At 48.4% G+C, this 17,246-nt stretch carries 16 protein-coding genes; 15 read left to right on the top strand and 1 reads right to left on the bottom strand.

All coding sequences use genetic code 11. The features are described 5' to 3' along the window. Positions 1-142: 142 nt before the first annotated feature. Positions 143-1,597 carry an IMP dehydrogenase gene (gene guaB, locus C508_RS0114765; RefSeq protein ID WP_018704347.1) on the top strand — a complete coding sequence of 485 codons (1,455 nt, stop codon included), beginning with the start codon at positions 143-145 and terminating at the stop codon, positions 1,595-1,597. A 48-nt stretch (positions 1,598-1,645) separates the two neighbouring features. Here guaB and C508_RS0114760 read toward each other — a convergent pair whose 3' ends face one another. Further along, positions 1,646-2,605, bottom strand: a complete 960-nt coding sequence (locus C508_RS0114760) for a polysaccharide deacetylase family protein (protein WP_245553745.1) — start codon at positions 2,603-2,605, stop codon at positions 1,646-1,648. A gap of 132 nt (positions 2,606-2,737) precedes the next feature. On the opposite strand from C508_RS0114760, the gene C508_RS0114755 reads away from it, so the two are divergent. The 14 genes from C508_RS0114755 (at position 2,738) to C508_RS0114690 (ending at position 17,231) form a co-directional block, all read left to right on the top strand. Then, positions 2,738-3,361 (top strand): site-2 protease family protein, encoded by a 624-nt coding sequence (locus C508_RS0114755; RefSeq protein ID WP_018704345.1) that lies wholly within the window; start codon positions 2,738-2,740, stop codon positions 3,359-3,361. Between the two features lie 12 nt (positions 3,362-3,373). Beyond that, a complete protein-coding gene (trpS, locus tag C508_RS0114750) occupies positions 3,374-4,375 on the top strand; it encodes a tryptophan--tRNA ligase (protein ID WP_018704344.1) in 1,002 nt (333 codons plus the stop codon). Between the two features lie 4 nt (positions 4,376-4,379). After that, positions 4,380-5,117, top strand: a complete 738-nt coding sequence (locus tag C508_RS0114745) for a segregation and condensation protein A (RefSeq protein ID WP_018704343.1) — start codon at positions 4,380-4,382, stop codon at positions 5,115-5,117. After that, positions 5,099-5,650 (top strand): SMC-Scp complex subunit ScpB, encoded by a 552-nt coding sequence (scpB, locus tag C508_RS0114740; RefSeq protein ID WP_018704342.1) that lies wholly within the window; start codon positions 5,099-5,101, stop codon positions 5,648-5,650. The genes C508_RS0114745 and scpB overlap by 19 nt, the downstream gene beginning before the upstream one ends. Before the next feature lie 15 nt (positions 5,651-5,665). Then, the gene (locus C508_RS0114735) at positions 5,666-6,841 is read left to right on the top strand and encodes a D-alanyl-D-alanine carboxypeptidase family protein (protein ID WP_018704341.1); all 1,176 of its coding nucleotides are present in this window, start codon (positions 5,666-5,668) and stop codon (positions 6,839-6,841) included. Between the two features lie 35 nt (positions 6,842-6,876). After that, positions 6,877-7,602 (top strand): pseudouridine synthase, encoded by a 726-nt coding sequence (locus tag C508_RS0114730; RefSeq protein ID WP_018704340.1) that lies wholly within the window; start codon positions 6,877-6,879, stop codon positions 7,600-7,602. A 111-nt stretch (positions 7,603-7,713) separates the two neighbouring features. Continuing rightward, positions 7,714-8,958: a BaiN/RdsA family NAD(P)/FAD-dependent oxidoreductase gene (locus tag C508_RS0114725; RefSeq protein WP_018704339.1), complete on the top strand. Its 1,245-nt coding sequence runs from the start codon at positions 7,714-7,716 to the stop codon at positions 8,956-8,958. A gap of 101 nt (positions 8,959-9,059) precedes the next feature. Next, the gene (aroF, locus tag C508_RS0114720; protein WP_018704338.1) at positions 9,060-10,070 is read left to right on the top strand and encodes a 3-deoxy-7-phosphoheptulonate synthase; all 1,011 of its coding nucleotides are present in this window, start codon (positions 9,060-9,062) and stop codon (positions 10,068-10,070) included. A 27-nt stretch (positions 10,071-10,097) separates the two neighbouring features. Beyond that, positions 10,098-11,393 (top strand): 3-phosphoshikimate 1-carboxyvinyltransferase, encoded by a 1,296-nt coding sequence (gene aroA / locus C508_RS0114715; protein ID WP_018704337.1) that lies wholly within the window; start codon positions 10,098-10,100, stop codon positions 11,391-11,393. A gap of 34 nt (positions 11,394-11,427) precedes the next feature. Continuing rightward, positions 11,428-12,117 (top strand): (d)CMP kinase, encoded by a 690-nt coding sequence (cmk, locus tag C508_RS0114710; RefSeq protein WP_018704336.1) that lies wholly within the window; start codon positions 11,428-11,430, stop codon positions 12,115-12,117. 2 nt (positions 12,118-12,119) lie between these two features. Beyond that, complete coding sequence (locus C508_RS0114705) at positions 12,120-12,710, top strand: lysophospholipid acyltransferase family protein (RefSeq protein ID WP_018704335.1); 591 nt, start codon at positions 12,120-12,122, stop codon at positions 12,708-12,710. 9 nt (positions 12,711-12,719) lie between these two features. Further along, positions 12,720-14,426, top strand: coding sequence for a sensor histidine kinase (locus tag C508_RS0114700; protein WP_018704334.1), 1,707 nt, complete (start codon positions 12,720-12,722; stop codon positions 14,424-14,426). Next, the gene (locus tag C508_RS0114695) at positions 14,419-15,174 is read left to right on the top strand and encodes a LytR/AlgR family response regulator transcription factor (RefSeq protein ID WP_018704333.1); all 756 of its coding nucleotides are present in this window, start codon (positions 14,419-14,421) and stop codon (positions 15,172-15,174) included. The genes C508_RS0114700 and C508_RS0114695 overlap by 8 nt, the downstream gene beginning before the upstream one ends. Positions 15,175-15,374: 200 nt before the next feature. Next, a complete protein-coding gene (locus tag C508_RS0114690) occupies positions 15,375-17,231 on the top strand; it encodes a carbon starvation CstA family protein (protein ID WP_018704332.1) in 1,857 nt (618 codons plus the stop codon). Positions 17,232-17,246: the final 15 nt, after the last annotated feature.

Below are 17,246 nucleotides of genomic sequence, written 5' to 3'. Positions count from 1 at the left end.
TGATAATACATGAGAATCGAAAACAAAGAGAGGAAGTGAAACAATGTGAATAAAAAAACTTTATCTTTCTCTGGTTTTTGAGGGGGCAACTGTGGTATTCTATCAGAAATACCTTTTGGTAAGTAGAGAAAGGAGTAGAGACATGTTTGAAGAAAAGTTCGCCAAGCAAGGACTAACGTTCGATGATGTACTTCTCGTTCCCGCTAAATCGGATGTGTTGCCTAAGGATGTGGAGGTTAACACTCGGCTGACTCGCAATATCAGCTTGAACATCCCCATCATTAGCTCGGGCATGGATACGGTCACGGAGGCGCGTATGGCTATTGCCATGGCGCGTGAAGGCGGCCTGGGAATTATCCATAAGAACATGACGATCGAGCAGCAAGCGAACGAGATTGATAAAGTAAAACGTTCTGAAAACGGTATTATTGTGGATCCTCTTTTTCTTTCTCCTGAACATACGTTAAAAGATGTGCAGGATTTGATGGAACGGTATCATATTTCTGGGGTGCCAATTACCCAGCAAGACCGTCTGGTAGGCATTTTAACCAACAGGGATTTGCGATTCGAAACTGACTTGTCCAAACGAATTGGCGAATGCATGACCCGGGAGCATTTGATTACCGCTCCTATGGGGACGTCTTTAGATGAGGCCAAGGAAATTTTGCGCAAGCATCGCATTGAAAAACTGCCGTTGGTGGATGAGAGAGGTCATTTAAAAGGCCTGATTACCATCAAAGATATTGAGAAGGCGCAGAAATACCCCAACTCTGCGAAAGACTCTAAAGGCCGTTTATTGGTCGGTGCAGCAGTAGGCGTTGGTTCCGATATGCTGGATCGCGTGGCAGCTATTGTGGCAGCCAAAGTGGACGTTATTGTTGTAGATACGGCGCACGGTCATTCTCAAGGCGTTATCGAATCGGTTAAAACCATTAAAAAAGCCTACCCTGATGTGGATTTGATTGCAGGTAATGTGGCTACGGAAGAAGCTACGAGAGCCTTATTTGAAGCTGGCGTAGATGCAGTCAAAGTTGGTATTGGACCTGGCTCCATCTGTACGACCCGCGTAATTGCAGGTATCGGCGTGCCTCAAATTACGGCGGTATATGAATGTGCTAAAGCAGCGGCGGAATTTGGCTTGCCGATTATTGCCGATGGCGGTATTAAATATTCTGGAGATGTCGTAAAAGCCTTGGCTGCTGGCGCTAATGTAGTTATGGTGGGGAACTTACTGGCCGGAACCGAGGAAAGCCCCGGCGAAACCATTATCTATCAAGGCCGGAGCTACAAGGTATACCGCGGCATGGGCTCGTTGGGCGCTATGGCCAAGGGTAGTAAGGATCGTTATTTTCAGGAAAATATGGATAAATTGGTACCGGAAGGCATTGAAGGACGTGTTCCTTATAAAGGACCTGTTTCGGAGACCATGTTCCAAATGGTTGGCGGACTTCGAGCTGGCATGGGCTATTGCGGTGTGAAAAACATTGAAGCATTGCGTACGGAAACGAAATTTATCCGTATTACCAGCGCTGGTCTCAAAGAAAGCCATCCGCATGATGTCAATATTACCAAGGAAGCTCCGAACTACAGTCTATAAAAAAATCCGCTTTCTCTCTAAGAAGAGAGAAAGCGGATTTTTTATTTTTTACCAGGCTGCCGGTGTTTGCGTGTTGACTACGCGAAACTCATAGCCTTGGGCTTTTAAAGCTTGAATAATACCTGGCAGGGCGCGGACGGTTTCAATATGTCCGGGACCGTCGTGCATAAGTACAATCGCGTGACTTTGTAAAAAGGTTTGCTTCATTTGGGTTAATACATTTCCTTCAATTGCTGCAGCCTTGGCGGCTGAAGCATCGCCGGAGGAAACATTCCAGCCAACTTCAATATAGCCATTTTGTTTGAGCAAATCCCAGTAACCTTTGTTGAAGCTCCCTGTAGAACCTCCAGGAGCTCTGGAAATGCGAGGGCGGCAAAGAAGAATGGATTTAAGAAGCTCATCGGTATGGTTTAGTTGCGCTACATAACTTTGAGGCGATTGGTAGAGATTTTTATAAATGTGGTCATAGGTATGATTGCCTATGGCATGACCTTCGGCAAAAAGACGTTTTACTAAATCAGGATGTTTTTCGATTTGCGTACCTACTAAAAAAAAGGTGGCTTTTATCTGTTCTTTTTTCAAGATATCTAGAACCACTGGCGTATTTTGCGGGTCAGGACCGTCATCAAAGGTAAGATATACTACTTTTGCGGCTTTATAAGGCTGCGGAGTTGGAAGGTTGAGGGGGAGGTTGGCCCGTAAGCGTTCATTAATAAGGTAAGAGTCATATAAAGGGCGACCTTCTTCCGCTAATGGTTCATCCCCAGGGTGTTCGGGTAACATGAAAATAGCGGGTGAACGATTGCTTTGGGAAAGCGTCGACGCTGGATCTTCTGCTGTAACCGGAACGTCCCAGAGTTGAATCGCCCAAGTAATTAGAGGAAAAGAGGCGCAAAGTAAAATGGCGCTGAAGAGAGAGAGGGCGAAGGCGCGGCGCGAAAAAACAAAACGGGGGGGCTTCATGATAAACAAGACTCCTTTTTGTATAGGGATTTGAATTTTTGACAACTTATTCAGTTCGTATTCTAGCACAGTAAAACGAGCTTGTTAAGAGGGGACAGGATTTTGCGTTCCCGGAGAAAGTAGGATATAATATTGATTTAGCGACAACTAGTTAGGGTTGAATGAAGGAGGAATGGCGTGTTTTCGTTAGATGCCGATTTGATTTTTCGTGTGCCGGCTCTTTTGATTGCTCTAACCGTGCATGAATATGCTCATGCGAGAGCAGCTGTGGCTATGGGGGACGATACTCCTCGCCAACTTGGCAGAGTAACTTTGAATCCGCTAGCTCATTTGGATCCGGTCGGTTTGTTAATGCTTTGGCTGACGCAGTTTGGATGGGCCAAGCCGGTACCGGTCAATCCCAATCGCTTTCACTCGTATCGCAGCGGCATGATCTGGGTTTCTTTGGCGGGTCCTCTCAGCAATGCGTTGATGGCATTGGTTGCGGCGATTTCTTTAGGCGCTTGCAAAGTATGGGGGATCGGAATTCCCGAGGTGTGGAAAGTGCTAGCTTGGACAAGAGATTATAATATTATTTTGGCTATTTTTAACTTGCTGCCTATTCCACCGTTGGATGGCTCCAAGGTAATTAGCGTATTTTTGCCTTGGAAATACGCTGAATTATATGAACGGATTATTCCGTATAGCCCGGTAGTTCTTATTGCTTTAGTATATATTGGGGTTATCGGTACGATTGTATATCCGTTTCAAATTGCGTTATATCTTGCCATTCAAACAATTGTTGGCATTTTATTTTTTTAGGAGGGTTTCAACATGACAGTAAAAGGGCGCATTTTCAGCGGTATGCAGCCGTCTGGAAATTTTCATCTTGGAAACTATTTAGGAGCGTTGGAAAATTGGGTCAAACTGCAAGAGCAATATGAGTGTTTTTTTTGTGTTGTAGACTGGCATGCATTGACTTCGACTTTTGAGAATACAGAAGCCCTGCCGCAACGGACGTACGAAATGGCGTTGAACTGGCTGAGCGCTGGCCTAGACCCGGAGAAAAATACTATTTTCATTCAATCTCAGGTAAAAGAGCATGCTGAGCTTCATCTGCTGCTTTCGATGATGACGCCCTTGTCTTGGCTGGAGAGGGTGCCTACTTATAAAGATAAGCTGGCTCAATTGGGCAGCCAAGGGAAAGATATCAACACGTACGGCTTTTTGGGATACCCGGAATTGATGACGGCGGATATAGCTTTGTACAAAGCGGATACGGTTCCGGTGGGGATTGATCAGTTGCCTCATTTGGAGTTGACGAGGGAGATTGTACGTCGCTTCAATAATCTTTATGGACAGGAAGTTTTTGTGGAACCTAAGGAAATGCTAAGCCAGGCTTCGTTGCTGCCGGGCTTAGACGGACGTAAAATGAGCAAATCCTATGGTAATGAAATTCCATTTGCCGCCAGCGAAAAGGAGATTCGTGAAAAAGTGCGGCAAATGGTAACCGATCCGCAACGGGTACGGCGCACTGATGTTGGAAATCCGGATGTTTGTCCGGTGTTTACATTCCACAAGGTGTTTTCACCAGCTGTGGCAGTGACAGAAATTGATCAAGAGTGCCGCAAAGCGGGAATTGGCTGCGTAGACTGCAAGAAATGTCTGGCGGATCATATGGTGAGCGCTTTAGCGCCGATCCATGAACGGAGAGTAGTTCTAGAGCAGCATCCGGAGCGCGTGCATGAAATTTTAGCTGCTGGCGCGGAGAAGGCCCGCAAAGTAGCCAACGAAACCATGCGCAGCGTTCGCGAAGTTATGCATTTGCCGAACTAAGCAAATGGAAGCATATCGCATCCGCTTAGAAGGTTTTGAAGGGCCGTTGGCTCTTCTGCTGCATTTGATTGAAAAGAGCAAACTGGATATATATAATATTCCGATTGCCGATGTGACGGTTCAATATCTGGCATACTTGCGCGAGATGGAAGAGTTCAACATGGAAATTGCCAGTGAATTTTTACTAATGGCCGCTACTTTATTGCAAATCAAGTCCAGACTTCTCTTGCCGGTAGCTGCTGTCGAGGAAGAGGAGGAAGAAGGGCTGGATCCTCGCAAGGAATTAGTGGATCGGCTATTGGAGTATCGGCGGTTTAAAATGCTGGCTCAACTATTAGGCGAACGTTGGCAGTTGAGGCAGGGCGTCTTTACTCGTCCGTCACAGCTGCCGGAGCCGGCTCGCCCGTTGCCTGCCGGTCTGACGCCGCAGCTTCTTTTGCAAGCGTTGACTGCGTTGTGGGAAAGCCGTCTGCCACAAACGCAGGCGGTCGTAGAACGAGAAGAAATTAGCATTCAGGATAAAATGGCCGATGTGGTACGTCTTTTACAAGAGCGCCGCTGCGTTCCTTTTGAAGATTTGCTGATTCGCAGTGGCTCGCGAGGAGAAGTAATCGCTTCCTTTTTAGCGGTTTTGGAATTGGTTCGTTTACAGCGAGTGCGTGTGCAGCAGCTTCAGTCTTTTGGACCGATGGAAATCATTTTGTCTTGCGAGGAGGAACAGACTTGTTTTATCAGCATTTAAAGGCGCCGTTGGAAGCGCTCTTGTTTGCCCACGGAAAACCTGTAGCTGTTTCAGTTCTCGCGGAAGTGCTGCAAGTGGAGGAAGAACATATTCAGTTACTGCTGGCGGAAATGCAGGAAGAATATGGCCGTAGCGAACGGGGCATTATGCTTTATGAAGTAGCAGGGGGCTTTCAATTAGGCACAAAAGAAGAATGGGCTTCGCTGATTACCGCGTTGGCTGGGGCTCGCGAAAGCAAGTTGTCGGCGCCGGCGTTGGAAACATTGGCCATTATTGCCTTTAAACAGCCTGTAACGAAGCAAGAAATGGAAGAAATTCGCGGGGTTCGTATTGACAAAGTGCTTACGCAATTAGTAGAGCGAGGCTTGATTCGGGAAGTGGGCAGAAAAGAATCATTGGGACGCCCTATTTTATACGGGACGACTGAAGACTTTTTGGAATGCTTTGGCCTTCGTGATTTACAACAATTACCTGATTTGCAGAATTTACTACCGAATGAAACAACCAATACCGATGAAAAAAATGAAGGTTAGGAGTTTCGGATTTTCATGGCGCGAAAAACTCTCTGGTTATTTGTTTTTGCCAGTTTTTTTTATACTTTAATGGCTGATTCCGTGCAAGCAGCGCCGGCAGTGACGGCGAAGGCCGCTATTGTCATGGATGCAACGACAGGGGAAGTCCTGTACGCCAAAGATGCGGAAAGTCGCCGCTATCCAGCTAGTACGACCAAGATGATGACTTTGCTGGTGGCTCTTGAAAAAGGACGACTTGACGAGTGGATTGTTGCAAGTAAGGCGGCGCACGAAACGGAAGGATCGTCGTTGTATCTGGAAACTGGAGAAAAGCAAAAACTTTTAGATCTTTTATATGGCATTATGCTGGTTTCAGGCAATGATGCTACCGTGGCTGTTGCGGAACACATTGCCGGTTCGGTGCCGGCTTATGCTCGTTTAATGACGCAAAAAGCGTTAGAAATCGGCGCTGTAAATACGCATTTTGCCAATTCCAGCGGGCTGCCGGACCCTAATCATTATTCGACAGCCCATGATTTGGCCCGGATTGCTGCGTATGGATATCGAACGCAGCCGTTGTTTGCCGAGATTGTTTCTTCGAAACGACGGGTCATGCCTTGGCCAGGCAAAGGATATGATCGGGAAATTTTCAATGAAAATAGAATGCTTTGGTTATATCCTGGCGCTAATGGCGTTAAAACTGGTTATACAGACGCGGCAGGCCGCTGTTTGGTATCCGCGGCGAAACGCAACGGGTTGCAATTGATTTCCGTAGTGCTAGACAGTGAACGTATGTGGGATGATTCTATTGCCCTATTGGATTACGGCTTTGGTGTTGTGAAAGCTAAATCGTTGCTGCAGAAAAATCAAAAAGTGGCGGATGTAGCTGTGTTAGATGGTTTGGAAAATCAAATTTCGTTATATGTTGCACAGGATATTGTTGTGCCGGAATCGCGTAATGGCGCTGGTAATACGTATCGTATTGCGGTGCAAAAACCAGATACTATTGTCGCTCCGGTGCGCAGAGGGGATACTATCGGCACGGTACGGATTTTGCGCGGAGATGAAGAGGTGGCTACGATACCGCTTCTGGCCGGACAAGATGTGGAGAGGCGATCCTTGTTTCGTTTAGCGGCGCTCTCGGCGGAAGATGTGTGGGCTTGGGTAAAAGTGGCCTTTGCCCGGCTATTGTCGGAGGGAAGACGGGCCTAGAATACGGCTGTCTTGGGAAAAGTAAGGAGGCGGAAATGCAGGAACGCTTGCAGAAAATATTGAGTCATGCCGGAGTGGCTTCACGCCGCGAGGCGGAGCGCTTAATTAGTGAAGGGCATGTAAAGGTGAACGGAAAGGTTGTAACCGAACTGGGAAGCAAAGTGGATGCGGGTAAAGACCGTATTCAGGTAGATGGTCGTCTGATAGCGAAAGAAAAATTGGTGTATTTACTGTTGTATAAGCCAAAGGGCTGCGTGACAACGTCTAAAGATCCGGAAGGGCGCCAAACCGTCTTGGACTTATTAGATGGAATTGACGCTCGCGTATATCCTGTAGGACGGCTGGACTATCATACGGAAGGTCTGTTATTGTTGACGAACGACGGCGAATTGACGCATGCTTTGATTCACCCCCGGCATCAGGTGGAAAAGGAATACTTGGTGCAGGTGAAAGGCGTTCCTTCCGAAGAAAAGCTGGATCGCTTGCGGGCTGGTATTCGCTTGGAAGACGGCGTAACTGCTCCCGTGGAAGTGCGGCTGCAAGAGGTTTTGCGTGAAAAAAATCGTTCCGTACTGACCGTGGTGCTGCGTGAAGGACGTAATCGACAGGTGCGCAGGATGTTTGACGCCATCGGCTTTCCGGTATGGTCCTTAAAACGAATTCGTTTTGCCTTTTTGACGCTACAAGGCGTGCGCCGAGGAAAATGGCGCCATTTGACAGCGGAAGAAGTAGCCGGTTTGTATCAGTTTAAACCAGAGTAGATAGTGAGAGACCCTGTAATAGGGTCTTTCTTGATATAGCGAAGTAGAAGCAGCAACATAGTTCAAAAAATAGATGACGTCGGTTTTACATCGATGAAAGGATAGAAAACCATGGAAGAACGAAAGAAAATTGCCGTTATTGGCGCTGGCGCGGCGGGCCTTATGGCCGCTTTGGCGGCTGCCGAAGCGGGAGCTGTAGTGACGATATACGAAAAAATGGGCCGTCCCGGAAGAAAAATAGGCATTACCGGCAAAGGCCGCTGTAACGTGACCTATGTCGGAGACCGGGAGCGGTTTCTCAAGAATATGGTAGGAAACGGTAAGTTTCTTTATAGCGCATGGAGCGCCTTGAATAATGACGCTTTACGAGAAATACTGCGCAGCGCCGGGGTAGAGACAAAGGAGGAACGCGGTGGCAGAGTTTTTCCGGTTAGTGAGAAGGCAGCCGATGTTGTGGCTGCTTTTGAGCATACCTTACGTCGTCTTGGCGTGGTTTTTCATTTTAAAACGCCTGTGCAGGGATTATGGCAAGAGGGCGAGCGGCTTTGCGGCGTTACGTTGACTGACGGCAGGCGAGAAAAGGCCGACGCTGTGATTTTAACGACCGGCGGCGCTTCTTATCCGGGAACAGGCAGTACTGGCGACGGCTATCGTATGGCTGAAGCGGTCGGACATTCGCTGTCGCCGCTGCAGCCAGCGCTGGTTCCATTGGAAGTGGAAGAAGAGTGGGTAAAAGAATTGATGGGTTTGTCGCTTCGCAATGTTGAAGCTTCGTTGTGGGTGGACGAGAAATGCGTGGCCGCTGAGTTCGGTGAAATGCTTTTCACTCACTTTGGCTTGTCAGGACCTATCATTTTGACGTTGAGCCGCCAGGCTGTCATGGCTGTGGCCGCAGGCAGTTTTGTGGAAATACGCGTTAATCTGAAGCCGGCGTTGACAGCGGAGGTCTTGGATAAACGTCTGGCGCGCGATTTTGCTTTATTAGGCCGTAAAAAAGCGGTGCATTGTCTGGATGAACTGCTGCCGTCTTCGCTGCGACCGGTAGTGCTGGATTTGGCATTTATTAATACAGCGAAAGAGATTGGGCAATTGACGCGGGAGGAACGTCGGCGTTTGTTGGAGTTGCTGCAAGCGCTGCCTTTTACGGTGATAGGAGCGAGGCCGTTAGCGGAAGCTATTGTTACAGCGGGAGGCGTGTGCGTAAATGAGGTAGATCCGCGCAGCATGAAATCGAAAATTGTCGACGGTTTGTATTTGGCAGGGGAAGTACTGGATATTGACGGCAACACAGGCGGTTTTAATTTGCAGGCGGCCTTTTCTACCGGATATTTGGCGGGCCGAAGCGCGGCGCAATAAAAATGCAGGAAACCAGTCAATGAAAAAGGAAAATGCAAGGGATAGCGTGAATTTAAATTAGTATAGAAGCAGATTTGTGAAAACGTATCGGAGGGCTGGTCATGATCATATTTATGCAAATGCCTACTCCCGGGCAAGTGCAGCGAGTGTTGGAAAAATTGCACCAGTGCGGACTGGATGCCCAAGTTTGGCAGACAGGCGGACGGACGGTAGTTACGGCAATCGGGGAGAACGATGAGGTAGACGCCGAAGCTTTCGAACGCTTAGACGGCGTTGAAAAAGTAGTACAGACGAGAACTCCCTTCAAACTTGTAAGCCGTTCTTTTCAGGCGGAAAACAGTCTGATTCGTGTTGGCGAAGTCGTTTTTGGCGGCGAACAAGTGCCGGTTATTGCCGGTCCCTGCGCCGTGGAAAGCTATGAGCAGTTTGCGGAAACGGCTCGCCTAGTGAAAAATGCCGGTGCGGTGATGCTGCGCGGCGGAGCCTATAAGCCGAGAACATCGCCATATAGCTTTCAAGGCTTGGAAGAAGAAGGTTTGCGGATTTTGCGCGCTGTTTCCGATGAAGTGGGCTTGCCTGTAGTTTCGGAAGTAACCGATCCTAGAGCTGTGGAGACGGTTTGCAAGTATGTAGATATGCTGCAAATTGGCACGCGCAATATGCAAAATTTTGCGTTGCTGAAAGAAATTGCTCATGCGGATAAGCCAGTGCTTTTGAAGAGAGGCAGTTCAGCAACCATAGAAGAATGGCTCATGGCGGCGGAGTACATCATGGTCGGCGGCAATGACGCTATTGTCCTTTGTGAACGAGGCATCCGCACTTTTGAGCCATACACTCGCAATACCTTAGATTTAAGCGCCGTTCCCTTGGCTAAACATTTGACTCATTTGCCGGTGATTGCCGATCCCAGCCATGGCACTGGAAAATGGCGCCTTGTGACGCCTATGACTTTGGCTGCTGTAGCGGCCGGAGCGGATGGAGTTATTGTAGAAGTGCACCAGTGCCCGGAAGAGGCTGTCTCGGATGGATTTCAGTCCTTGACGCCGCAGAATTTTGAACAAATGATGCAGGCTTTGTCATCTATTGCCGCGGTAGTGGGCCGTAAAGGCTGAAGCAGATTATATTGAGGAGGATGTCTTATGACCCAGACACGTGTCATTCAACCAGTCAGTCAATGGCAAGGAACGATTGTTGCACCAGGAGATAAATCCATTTCTCATCGTTCGGTGATGCTGGCAGGCTTATCTGAGAGGCCTGTTCGTTTGAGTAACTTTCTGTATGCTGCGGACTGCCTTTCTACTGTGCGTTGCATGCGCGCCTTAGGGGTGAAGGTGGAAAAGGATGCCGATGGGGTACTGACGGTCAGCGGGAATGGACTTTACGGCCTGAAAGAGCCGGAGGATGTTCTGGACGCCGGAAATTCAGGGACTACCCTGCGTCTGTTAAGCGGTATTTTAGGAGCGCAGCCTTTTTTTAGCATTATTACTGGCGACGCTTCTTTACGTCAGCGCCCCATGGGACGGGTTGTCAAACCGCTTCGTATGATGGGCAGTCAATTAGCGGGCCGTCAGGAAGGCCGCAATATACCCATGGCTATTGGGCCTAATCCGACGCTAAAAGGGATCACCTATGATCTTCCCGTTGCTAGCGCTCAGGTAAAATCGGCCATTCTTCTGGCTGGCCTTTTCGCCGACTCTCCGACTACAGTAAGCGAACCGCATCGTTCACGGGATCATACAGAACGTTTGTTGGAGCTGTTTGGCGTAAAAGTGACGCGGCAAGGAAATGCGGTAACGGTGCAACCGGCGCAGGAATTGGAAGCGCCGCCGGCGATTGATATTGCTGGGGACATTAGTTCCGCGGCGTTTTGGATGGTTGCCGCCTCGATCGTTCCAGACAGCGAAGTGACGATTGAAAATGTGGGTTTGAATCCCACTCGAACCGGTATTTTGGATGTGCTTGAGCAGATGGGGGCGGATTTAACGGTCCTGAACCGCCGTCGCAGCGGTAATGAAGATATTGCAGATATTTTAGTGCGCTCTGCAGCACTAAAGGGATGTGAAATCGGCGGTGAAATTATGCCCCGACTGATTGACGAGATTCCTATTTTAGCGGTTGCCGCTATGTTTGCAAGTGGAAAAACCGTTATCAGCGGTGCAGAAGAACTGCGGGTAAAAGAAACAGACCGTTTGCATGCAGTAGCTTTGGAATTTGGGAAAATGGGCGCAGTGATCGAAGAAAAAGAGGACGGCTTGGTTATTGAAGGCGGTCATTCGCTGCATGGGGCAACTTGTTTCGCTCATCATGATCATCGGATTGCTATGTCCTTGGCTATTGCAGGCAGTGCGGCGCAGGGCGTTACTATTGAGGGGGCGGATTGCGTAGAAATATCCTATCCTGATTTTTATGAGGTGTTGGCAGGCTTTGCAAAGTAGCATGGCGCTGACCGGGAGGAGAGAACACGAGGCCATGGGGGAAAAAGTAGTTATTGCCATAGATGGGCCGGCGGGCGCCGGTAAGAGCACTGTTGCGAAAAAGGTAGCGCAACAGCTGGGTTATGTATATATAGATACTGGCGCTATGTATAGGGCGGTTGCCTGGAAAGCAACACAAGCTGGCATTAGCGCTGAGCAAGAAGAAGCATTGACGGTGCTGCTGGAAAACCTGCAACTGGAACTCTTGCCTGGGGAAGGCGCGGCGAAGGTTCTTGTGGATGGCGTAGATGTCAGCGAGGCCATACGCAGTCCTGAAATCAGCCGTTTGGTATCTATTTATGCTCAACAGCCTCAAGTTCGCAAGGCTCTTCTTGCCATGCAGCGGGAGATGGGGGCTGCTGGCGGCGTTGTTATGGACGGGCGAGATATTGGTACGGCCGTGTTTCCGCAAGCTGAAGTGAAGGTCTTTCTTACCGCATCTCTTCAAGAAAGGGCGCATCGTCGTTGGCTGGAATTGCAGGCCAAAGGAGAAGCAATAGAAGAATCTCTTGTTGCGGCTGAAATGGAGAGCAGAGACAAGCAGGATGAGCAGAGGGAACTGGCGCCGCTTGTGCAGGCGGCAGACGCCTATCTTTTGGATACCAGCGGTTTGAGTATTGACGACGTGGTAGGCAAAATTACAGGGCTTTGTCAAGTCTGCCGAGATGCGGGAAAGAAGGTCTGACTATGTATAGCCTAGTGCGTTTTTTTCTGTATTGGCTATTTCGGCTGGTCTTTCGTTGTCGCGTTTGCGGTACGGAAAACATTCCTGCTACTGGAGCCGTCATTATAGCTTCTAATCATATTGGCAATTTTGATCCGCCTTTAATCGGATGTCATATACCTCGGCGCATTTATTTTATGGCAAAAGAAGAATTATTTCGATTTCCGATTTTTGCGGATGTGATTCGTTGGTTAGGAGCCTTTCCGGTTAAACGGGGGAGTGCAGATCGTCAGGCAGTAAAGCGTATGCTGGAAATTCTGGTGGCCGGTCAGGTTCTAGGCGTATTTCCGGAAGGGACTCGGGGAAAAAACGGTGTTTTAGGCGAACCGGAACCGGGTATGGCGATGATGGCCCTAAAGACGGGAACCACGGTTGTACCTGTGGCCGTAACGGGAAGTGATTTTCGCGGCGGCGGTTGGCCCAAGTTTTCCGTGTCTTTCGGCAAGGCAATTCCTGTGGCGCGTACGAAACCGGACAAGGAAGCTGTTGATGATTTAAGTCAGCAAATTATGCGGGAAATTGGAATGCTCATGGCACAAAAAGAAAGTGAGTGAGTTACGGTGATGGAAGAAAGCTTGTCCGTAATTTTATTGCAGCGTATTGCGATTCTTTCTGTGATTGCGTACATCTTTTCTCATACCAGAGCTTTTCGCTATCTTTTTAAAGAAGAAACTACTTTGCGAGAGCAGTTTGTTTTGATGCTCTTCTTTTCAGCGTTGTCTGTTGGCGGAACTTATATGGGCGTTCCTGTGGAAGGAGCGCTAGTCAATGTACGAGATACGGGTGTTATTGTAGGAGGTCTGCTCTGCGGACCTCTTGTAGGCGGCGTTGCTGGTATTATCGGAGGTTTCCACCGTATTTTTATTGGCGGTTTTACGGCGGTAGAGTGCGGGATATCTACGATTTTAGCAGGATTTTTAGCTGGTTATATTCACTATCGCATGCGTCCGAGAACGCCGGAAGTGGTAACCGGCATGGTTACCAGTACGACGGTGGTTCTTTTTAGCATGGGCTTAATTTGGTTTTTGGCCAAACCGGATGCAGTAGCTCAGTCTTTGGTTATTCAAGCATTGCTTCCTATGGTTTTGGCTAATGGCTTAGGAATTGCGGCGTTTATGATTATTATTTATAATGCCCGTGAGCACCAGACTAAAATTGCCGCTATACAAACCCATAAAGCCCTGCACATTGCCAATTCTACGCTGCCTTACTTTCGGCAAGGCCTCAACCGCCTGTCTGCGGAAAAAGTTGCCACGACCGTGCGTTATATGACTGGCGCAGCAGCGGTAGCTATCACCAACCAGCATACCGTGCTGGCTCATGTTGGCTTGGGGGCGGATCATCACCCGGCAGGCGGGCCGATTGTTACTTCCGTGACGAAGGAATGCATCCAAAGCGGGCAGATTTTGACCGCTCGCAATGGACGGGAAATTGGCTGCAGCAATGCGGAATGTCCGTTGCATTCGGCCGTGTTGGTGCCTCTTTTGTGTCGGGAAAAAATCGTCGGCGCGTTTAAATTGTATTATAGCCGCGATGATGCCATGAACCAATTGGACATTGAATTTGCTCAAGGCTTGGGGCAAATCTTTAGCACGCAGCTGGAATTAGCGAATCTGCAGCAAATGTCGGAAATGGCCACCAAAGCGGAATTGAAGGCTTTGCAGGCGCAGGTCAATCCGCATTTTTTGTTTAATGCGCTGAATACTATTGTTTCTTTATGCCGGACCGATTCAGAGCAGGCTCGAACGTTGTTAATTGAACTGAGCGATTTTTTTCGGCGTACGCTGAAATCTTCCCGTGAATTTGTCAGCCTCCAAGAAGAATTGGAGCTAGTTGATTCCTATTTGGTGCTGGAAAAAGCGCGCTTTGGCCCGAGGTTAAAGGTGGAAAAAGAAATTGACGCCACTATGCTGGGAATACAGGTGCCTGCATTTATATTACAGCCTTTAGTGGAGAATGCTGTTAAACACGGTCTTTTAGCCAGGGAAAGCGGCGGCATGGTAGGACTGAACATTGCGCAGCGGGCAGGGCATATGGAAATTTGCGTATATGATGACGGTTTGGGAATTGAAGAAAAAGTAATGGAAAAAATTCTCCTATTAGGATATGGAAAAGGGACTGGCGTAGGCCTTACTAATGTTAATGAACGCTTGAAAGTACTATATGGCGCTTCTTATGCATTGAAGATGGAAAGTATCCCCGGAGAGGGCACGCGCATCTATTTGCGGATACCCGTCCATGCGAATGAAAGAGAGGAATATCATGCCTAATGAATGCAGACTGCGGGCATTTCTAGTGGATGACGAAATGCATGCGCGCAATGAGTTGGCTTACTTGCTTTCCCTTCACGAAGATGTTCAGGTTTGCGGCCAAGCGGCTGGTGTGACCGAGGGGCTTGCTGGCGTATCCAGAGAGAAGCCGGACGTCGTCTTTGTGGACGTGGAGATGCCAGGGCTTAGCGGTCTTTTGTTGGCGGAAGCTTTTGCCGATAAACCGGAAGCGCCGCTGCTGGTCTTTGCTACTGCTCATGAAGAATTTGCCGCCAGGGCGTTTGATCTGAATGCGTTAGACTACGTTTTGAAACCGTTTTCACAAAAACGGATTGGGCGCTGCCTGGATAAAGTGCGTACCGCCTGGAGAGAACGTCATAGTGATAATCGTTTTTGCCCTTCGCCTACCTATCTTAAAGAGAAGCTAGCTATTGACGATGGCGGAAAAACCGTATTAATCAATGCAGAGGATATTTTGCTGGTGCAGGCGGCAAACAATCAAGTGCGTATTCAAACAAAAGATAAAACCTATTCAGCCAGCTTTAGCTTGAATGAATTACAAGAACGGCTAGGCGAGGATAGCTTTTTTCGCAGTCATCGCAGTTACTTGGTGAATCTCCGCAAGGTGAAAGAAATTATCCCCTGGTTTAACGGAGCTTACAATATCATCCTGGAAGACCTGCCTAATGAAGAGATACCTGTAAGTAGGCAGCAGGCTGGTCCGCTCAAACGTATTTTTGGCTTGTAAGAGATAAAACCATTCGCAGGCCCAGGCGGTGCTTCACCCTTCATATACTGCATTTCACAGCGTATGTATTGTCGCGCATCCTATTCTTCTGTATGCTAAAAATAGGAAATTTATGAAATTCCTGTTTTTAGCAGAGAGGAGGGAGAGACAAACATAGGCTGTTTTCTTTTTGATTTTTAATATGAACAGGAGGGAAAAGTATGAATTCCGCTTTACTTCTCATTGTATCCGGCTGCTTATTTGTCTTGGCGTATCGCTATTATTCCGCATTTATTGCTGCTAAAGTTCTCATGCTTAATGACACGTACGTGACTCCTGCCTATCGCTGCAACGATGGACGCGAGTTTGTGCCTACGAACAAATGGGTACTCTTTGGTCATCATTTTGCTGCTATTGCTGGCGCAGGCCCCCTTGTAGGCCCTGTGTTGGCAGCCCAATATGGATGGGGCCCTGGCTTTGCTTGGATTCTTTTAGGATCCATTTTTGCAGGGGCTGTACATGACTTTATTATTCTCTTCGCGTCTATTCGTCATAATGGTCAGTCTTTGGCCGTTATCGCTCGTCGTGAAGTAGGACCACTTACCGGTATTACTACATCTCTTTCCATTTTCTTTATTATCATTGTGGCTTTGGCAGGCTTGGCTATGGTTGTTGTAAATGCTCTCTTTAAAAATCCTTGGGGCCTTTACACCTTGAGCATGACCATTCCGATCGCAGTCGTGATCGGTCTGTATATGTTCAAAATTTTCCCCGGCGCTATTCGTTCCGGCTCTATCATTGGCTTCTTGGCCGTATTAGGCGCTGTTTTCTCGGGAAGCTGGCTACTTCCTGGCGGACCGTTGGAAAGCTGGGCTGAAGCATTTAACTTAAGCAAACCGGCGTTGTCGATTGCTTTGCCTGTTTACGGCTTCTGTGCTGCTACGCTGCCTGTATGGCTGCTTTTAGCGCCTCGCGATTATTTGAGCTCCTATATGAAAATCGGCACCATTGGCGCTTTGGCGCTGGGTATTCTGGTTGTGCAGCCTACCGTTAATATTCCGTTCACAACTCCGTTTATCAACGGCGGCGGCCCGATCATTCCCGGACCGGTATGGCCCTATGTATTCATTACCATTGCTTGCGGCGCCATTTCCGGTTTCCACTCCCTGATTAGTTCTGGTACAACCCCGAAAATGATTGAAATTGAGACCCATGCTCGGGCTATTGGCTACGGCGGCATGGTGATGGAAGGCTTTGTTGCTATGATGGCTTTGATTTCCGCCGTAGTTATGATGCCTGGCGATTATCTGGCTATCAACAGCCCTGCGGCTGCGTACGCCAAAATAGCTGCGCAGTTCCCGACGGTAGAAATCAAACAGCTGTCCGCTTTGGTGGGTATGGATGTTATGCACCGTCCCGGCGGCGCCGTTTCCCTGGCCGTAGGCATGGCTCATATTTTCTCCAGCATCGGCGGCATGAAGCATCTGATGAGCTATTGGTATCAATTTGCTATCATGTTTGAAGCTCTCTTTATCCTGACTACGATCGACGCAGGCACTCGTGTAGCCCGCTACATTTTGCAGGATATCCTGGGAACCTATGTGTACGCTCCATTGAAAGAATCTCACTGGTGGCCTGGTATTCTCTTTACGAGCGCTCTTGTAAGCGTAATGTGGGGGTATCTGCTCTATAGCGGTGACGTAGGAACGATTTGGCCGCTCTTTGGCGTAGCCAATCAGCTTCTCGCCATTGTTGCCTTGGCCTTGGGAACGACGATCATTCTGAAAATCGCTCCGAAGAGCTATGCTTTAATTTCCTTTGTTCCTATGGTCTTCCTAGTTGTTACTGTTATTGCCGCAGGCATTATGAATGTCGGCATGTTCTTTAAAATGGGAAATCTCTTGGGCAACATTAACGGTACAGTAAGTATTGTCTTGATTATTTTGGTAGTTATTACGTTGATCGACTGCAGCCGCAAGTGGCTGGAATTGCTGAAGACCGATAAACCGGTCGGCATGAACACAGAAATTCAAAACTTCTGTGAATATGGCAAAACACAGCCGAATGTGACTCCCTGATATCTAATAAAAGGA

The sequence above is a fragment of the Anaeromusa acidaminophila DSM 3853 genome, from assembly GCF_000374545.1.
In the GTDB taxonomy this organism is placed as follows: Bacteria; Bacillota; Negativicutes; order Anaeromusales; family Anaeromusaceae; genus Anaeromusa; species Anaeromusa acidaminophila.
The sequence above is the reverse complement of the archived record's forward strand: the minus strand, read 5'-3'. Positions and strand labels throughout refer to the sequence as shown.

Bases quoted from the DNA above. Each gene is read 5' to 3' on its own strand.
- guaB (WP_018704347.1), top strand. From the start codon at position 143: ATGTTTGAAGAAAAGTTCGCCAAGCAAGGACTAACGTTCGATGATGTA.
- trpS (WP_018704344.1), top strand. From the start codon at position 3,374: ATGACAGTAAAAGGGCGCATTTTCAGCGGTATGCAGCCGTCTGGAAAT.
- C508_RS0114745 (WP_018704343.1), top strand. From the start codon at position 4,380: ATGGAAGCATATCGCATCCGCTTAGAAGGTTTTGAAGGGCCGTTGGCT.
- C508_RS0114735 (WP_018704341.1), top strand. From the start codon at position 5,666: ATGGCGCGAAAAACTCTCTGGTTATTTGTTTTTGCCAGTTTTTTTTAT.
- C508_RS0114730 (WP_018704340.1), top strand. From the start codon at position 6,877: ATGCAGGAACGCTTGCAGAAAATATTGAGTCATGCCGGAGTGGCTTCA.
- C508_RS0114725 (WP_018704339.1), top strand. From the start codon at position 7,714: ATGGAAGAACGAAAGAAAATTGCCGTTATTGGCGCTGGCGCGGCGGGC.
- aroF (WP_018704338.1), top strand. From the start codon at position 9,060: ATGATCATATTTATGCAAATGCCTACTCCCGGGCAAGTGCAGCGAGTG.
- aroA (WP_018704337.1), top strand. From the start codon at position 10,098: ATGACCCAGACACGTGTCATTCAACCAGTCAGTCAATGGCAAGGAACG.
- cmk (WP_018704336.1), top strand. From the start codon at position 11,428: ATGGGGGAAAAAGTAGTTATTGCCATAGATGGGCCGGCGGGCGCCGGT.
- C508_RS0114705 (WP_018704335.1), top strand. From the start codon at position 12,120: ATGTATAGCCTAGTGCGTTTTTTTCTGTATTGGCTATTTCGGCTGGTC.
- C508_RS0114700 (WP_018704334.1), top strand. From the start codon at position 12,720: ATGGAAGAAAGCTTGTCCGTAATTTTATTGCAGCGTATTGCGATTCTT.
- C508_RS0114695 (WP_018704333.1), top strand. From the start codon at position 14,419: ATGCCTAATGAATGCAGACTGCGGGCATTTCTAGTGGATGACGAAATG.
- C508_RS0114690 (WP_018704332.1), top strand. From the start codon at position 15,375: ATGAATTCCGCTTTACTTCTCATTGTATCCGGCTGCTTATTTGTCTTG.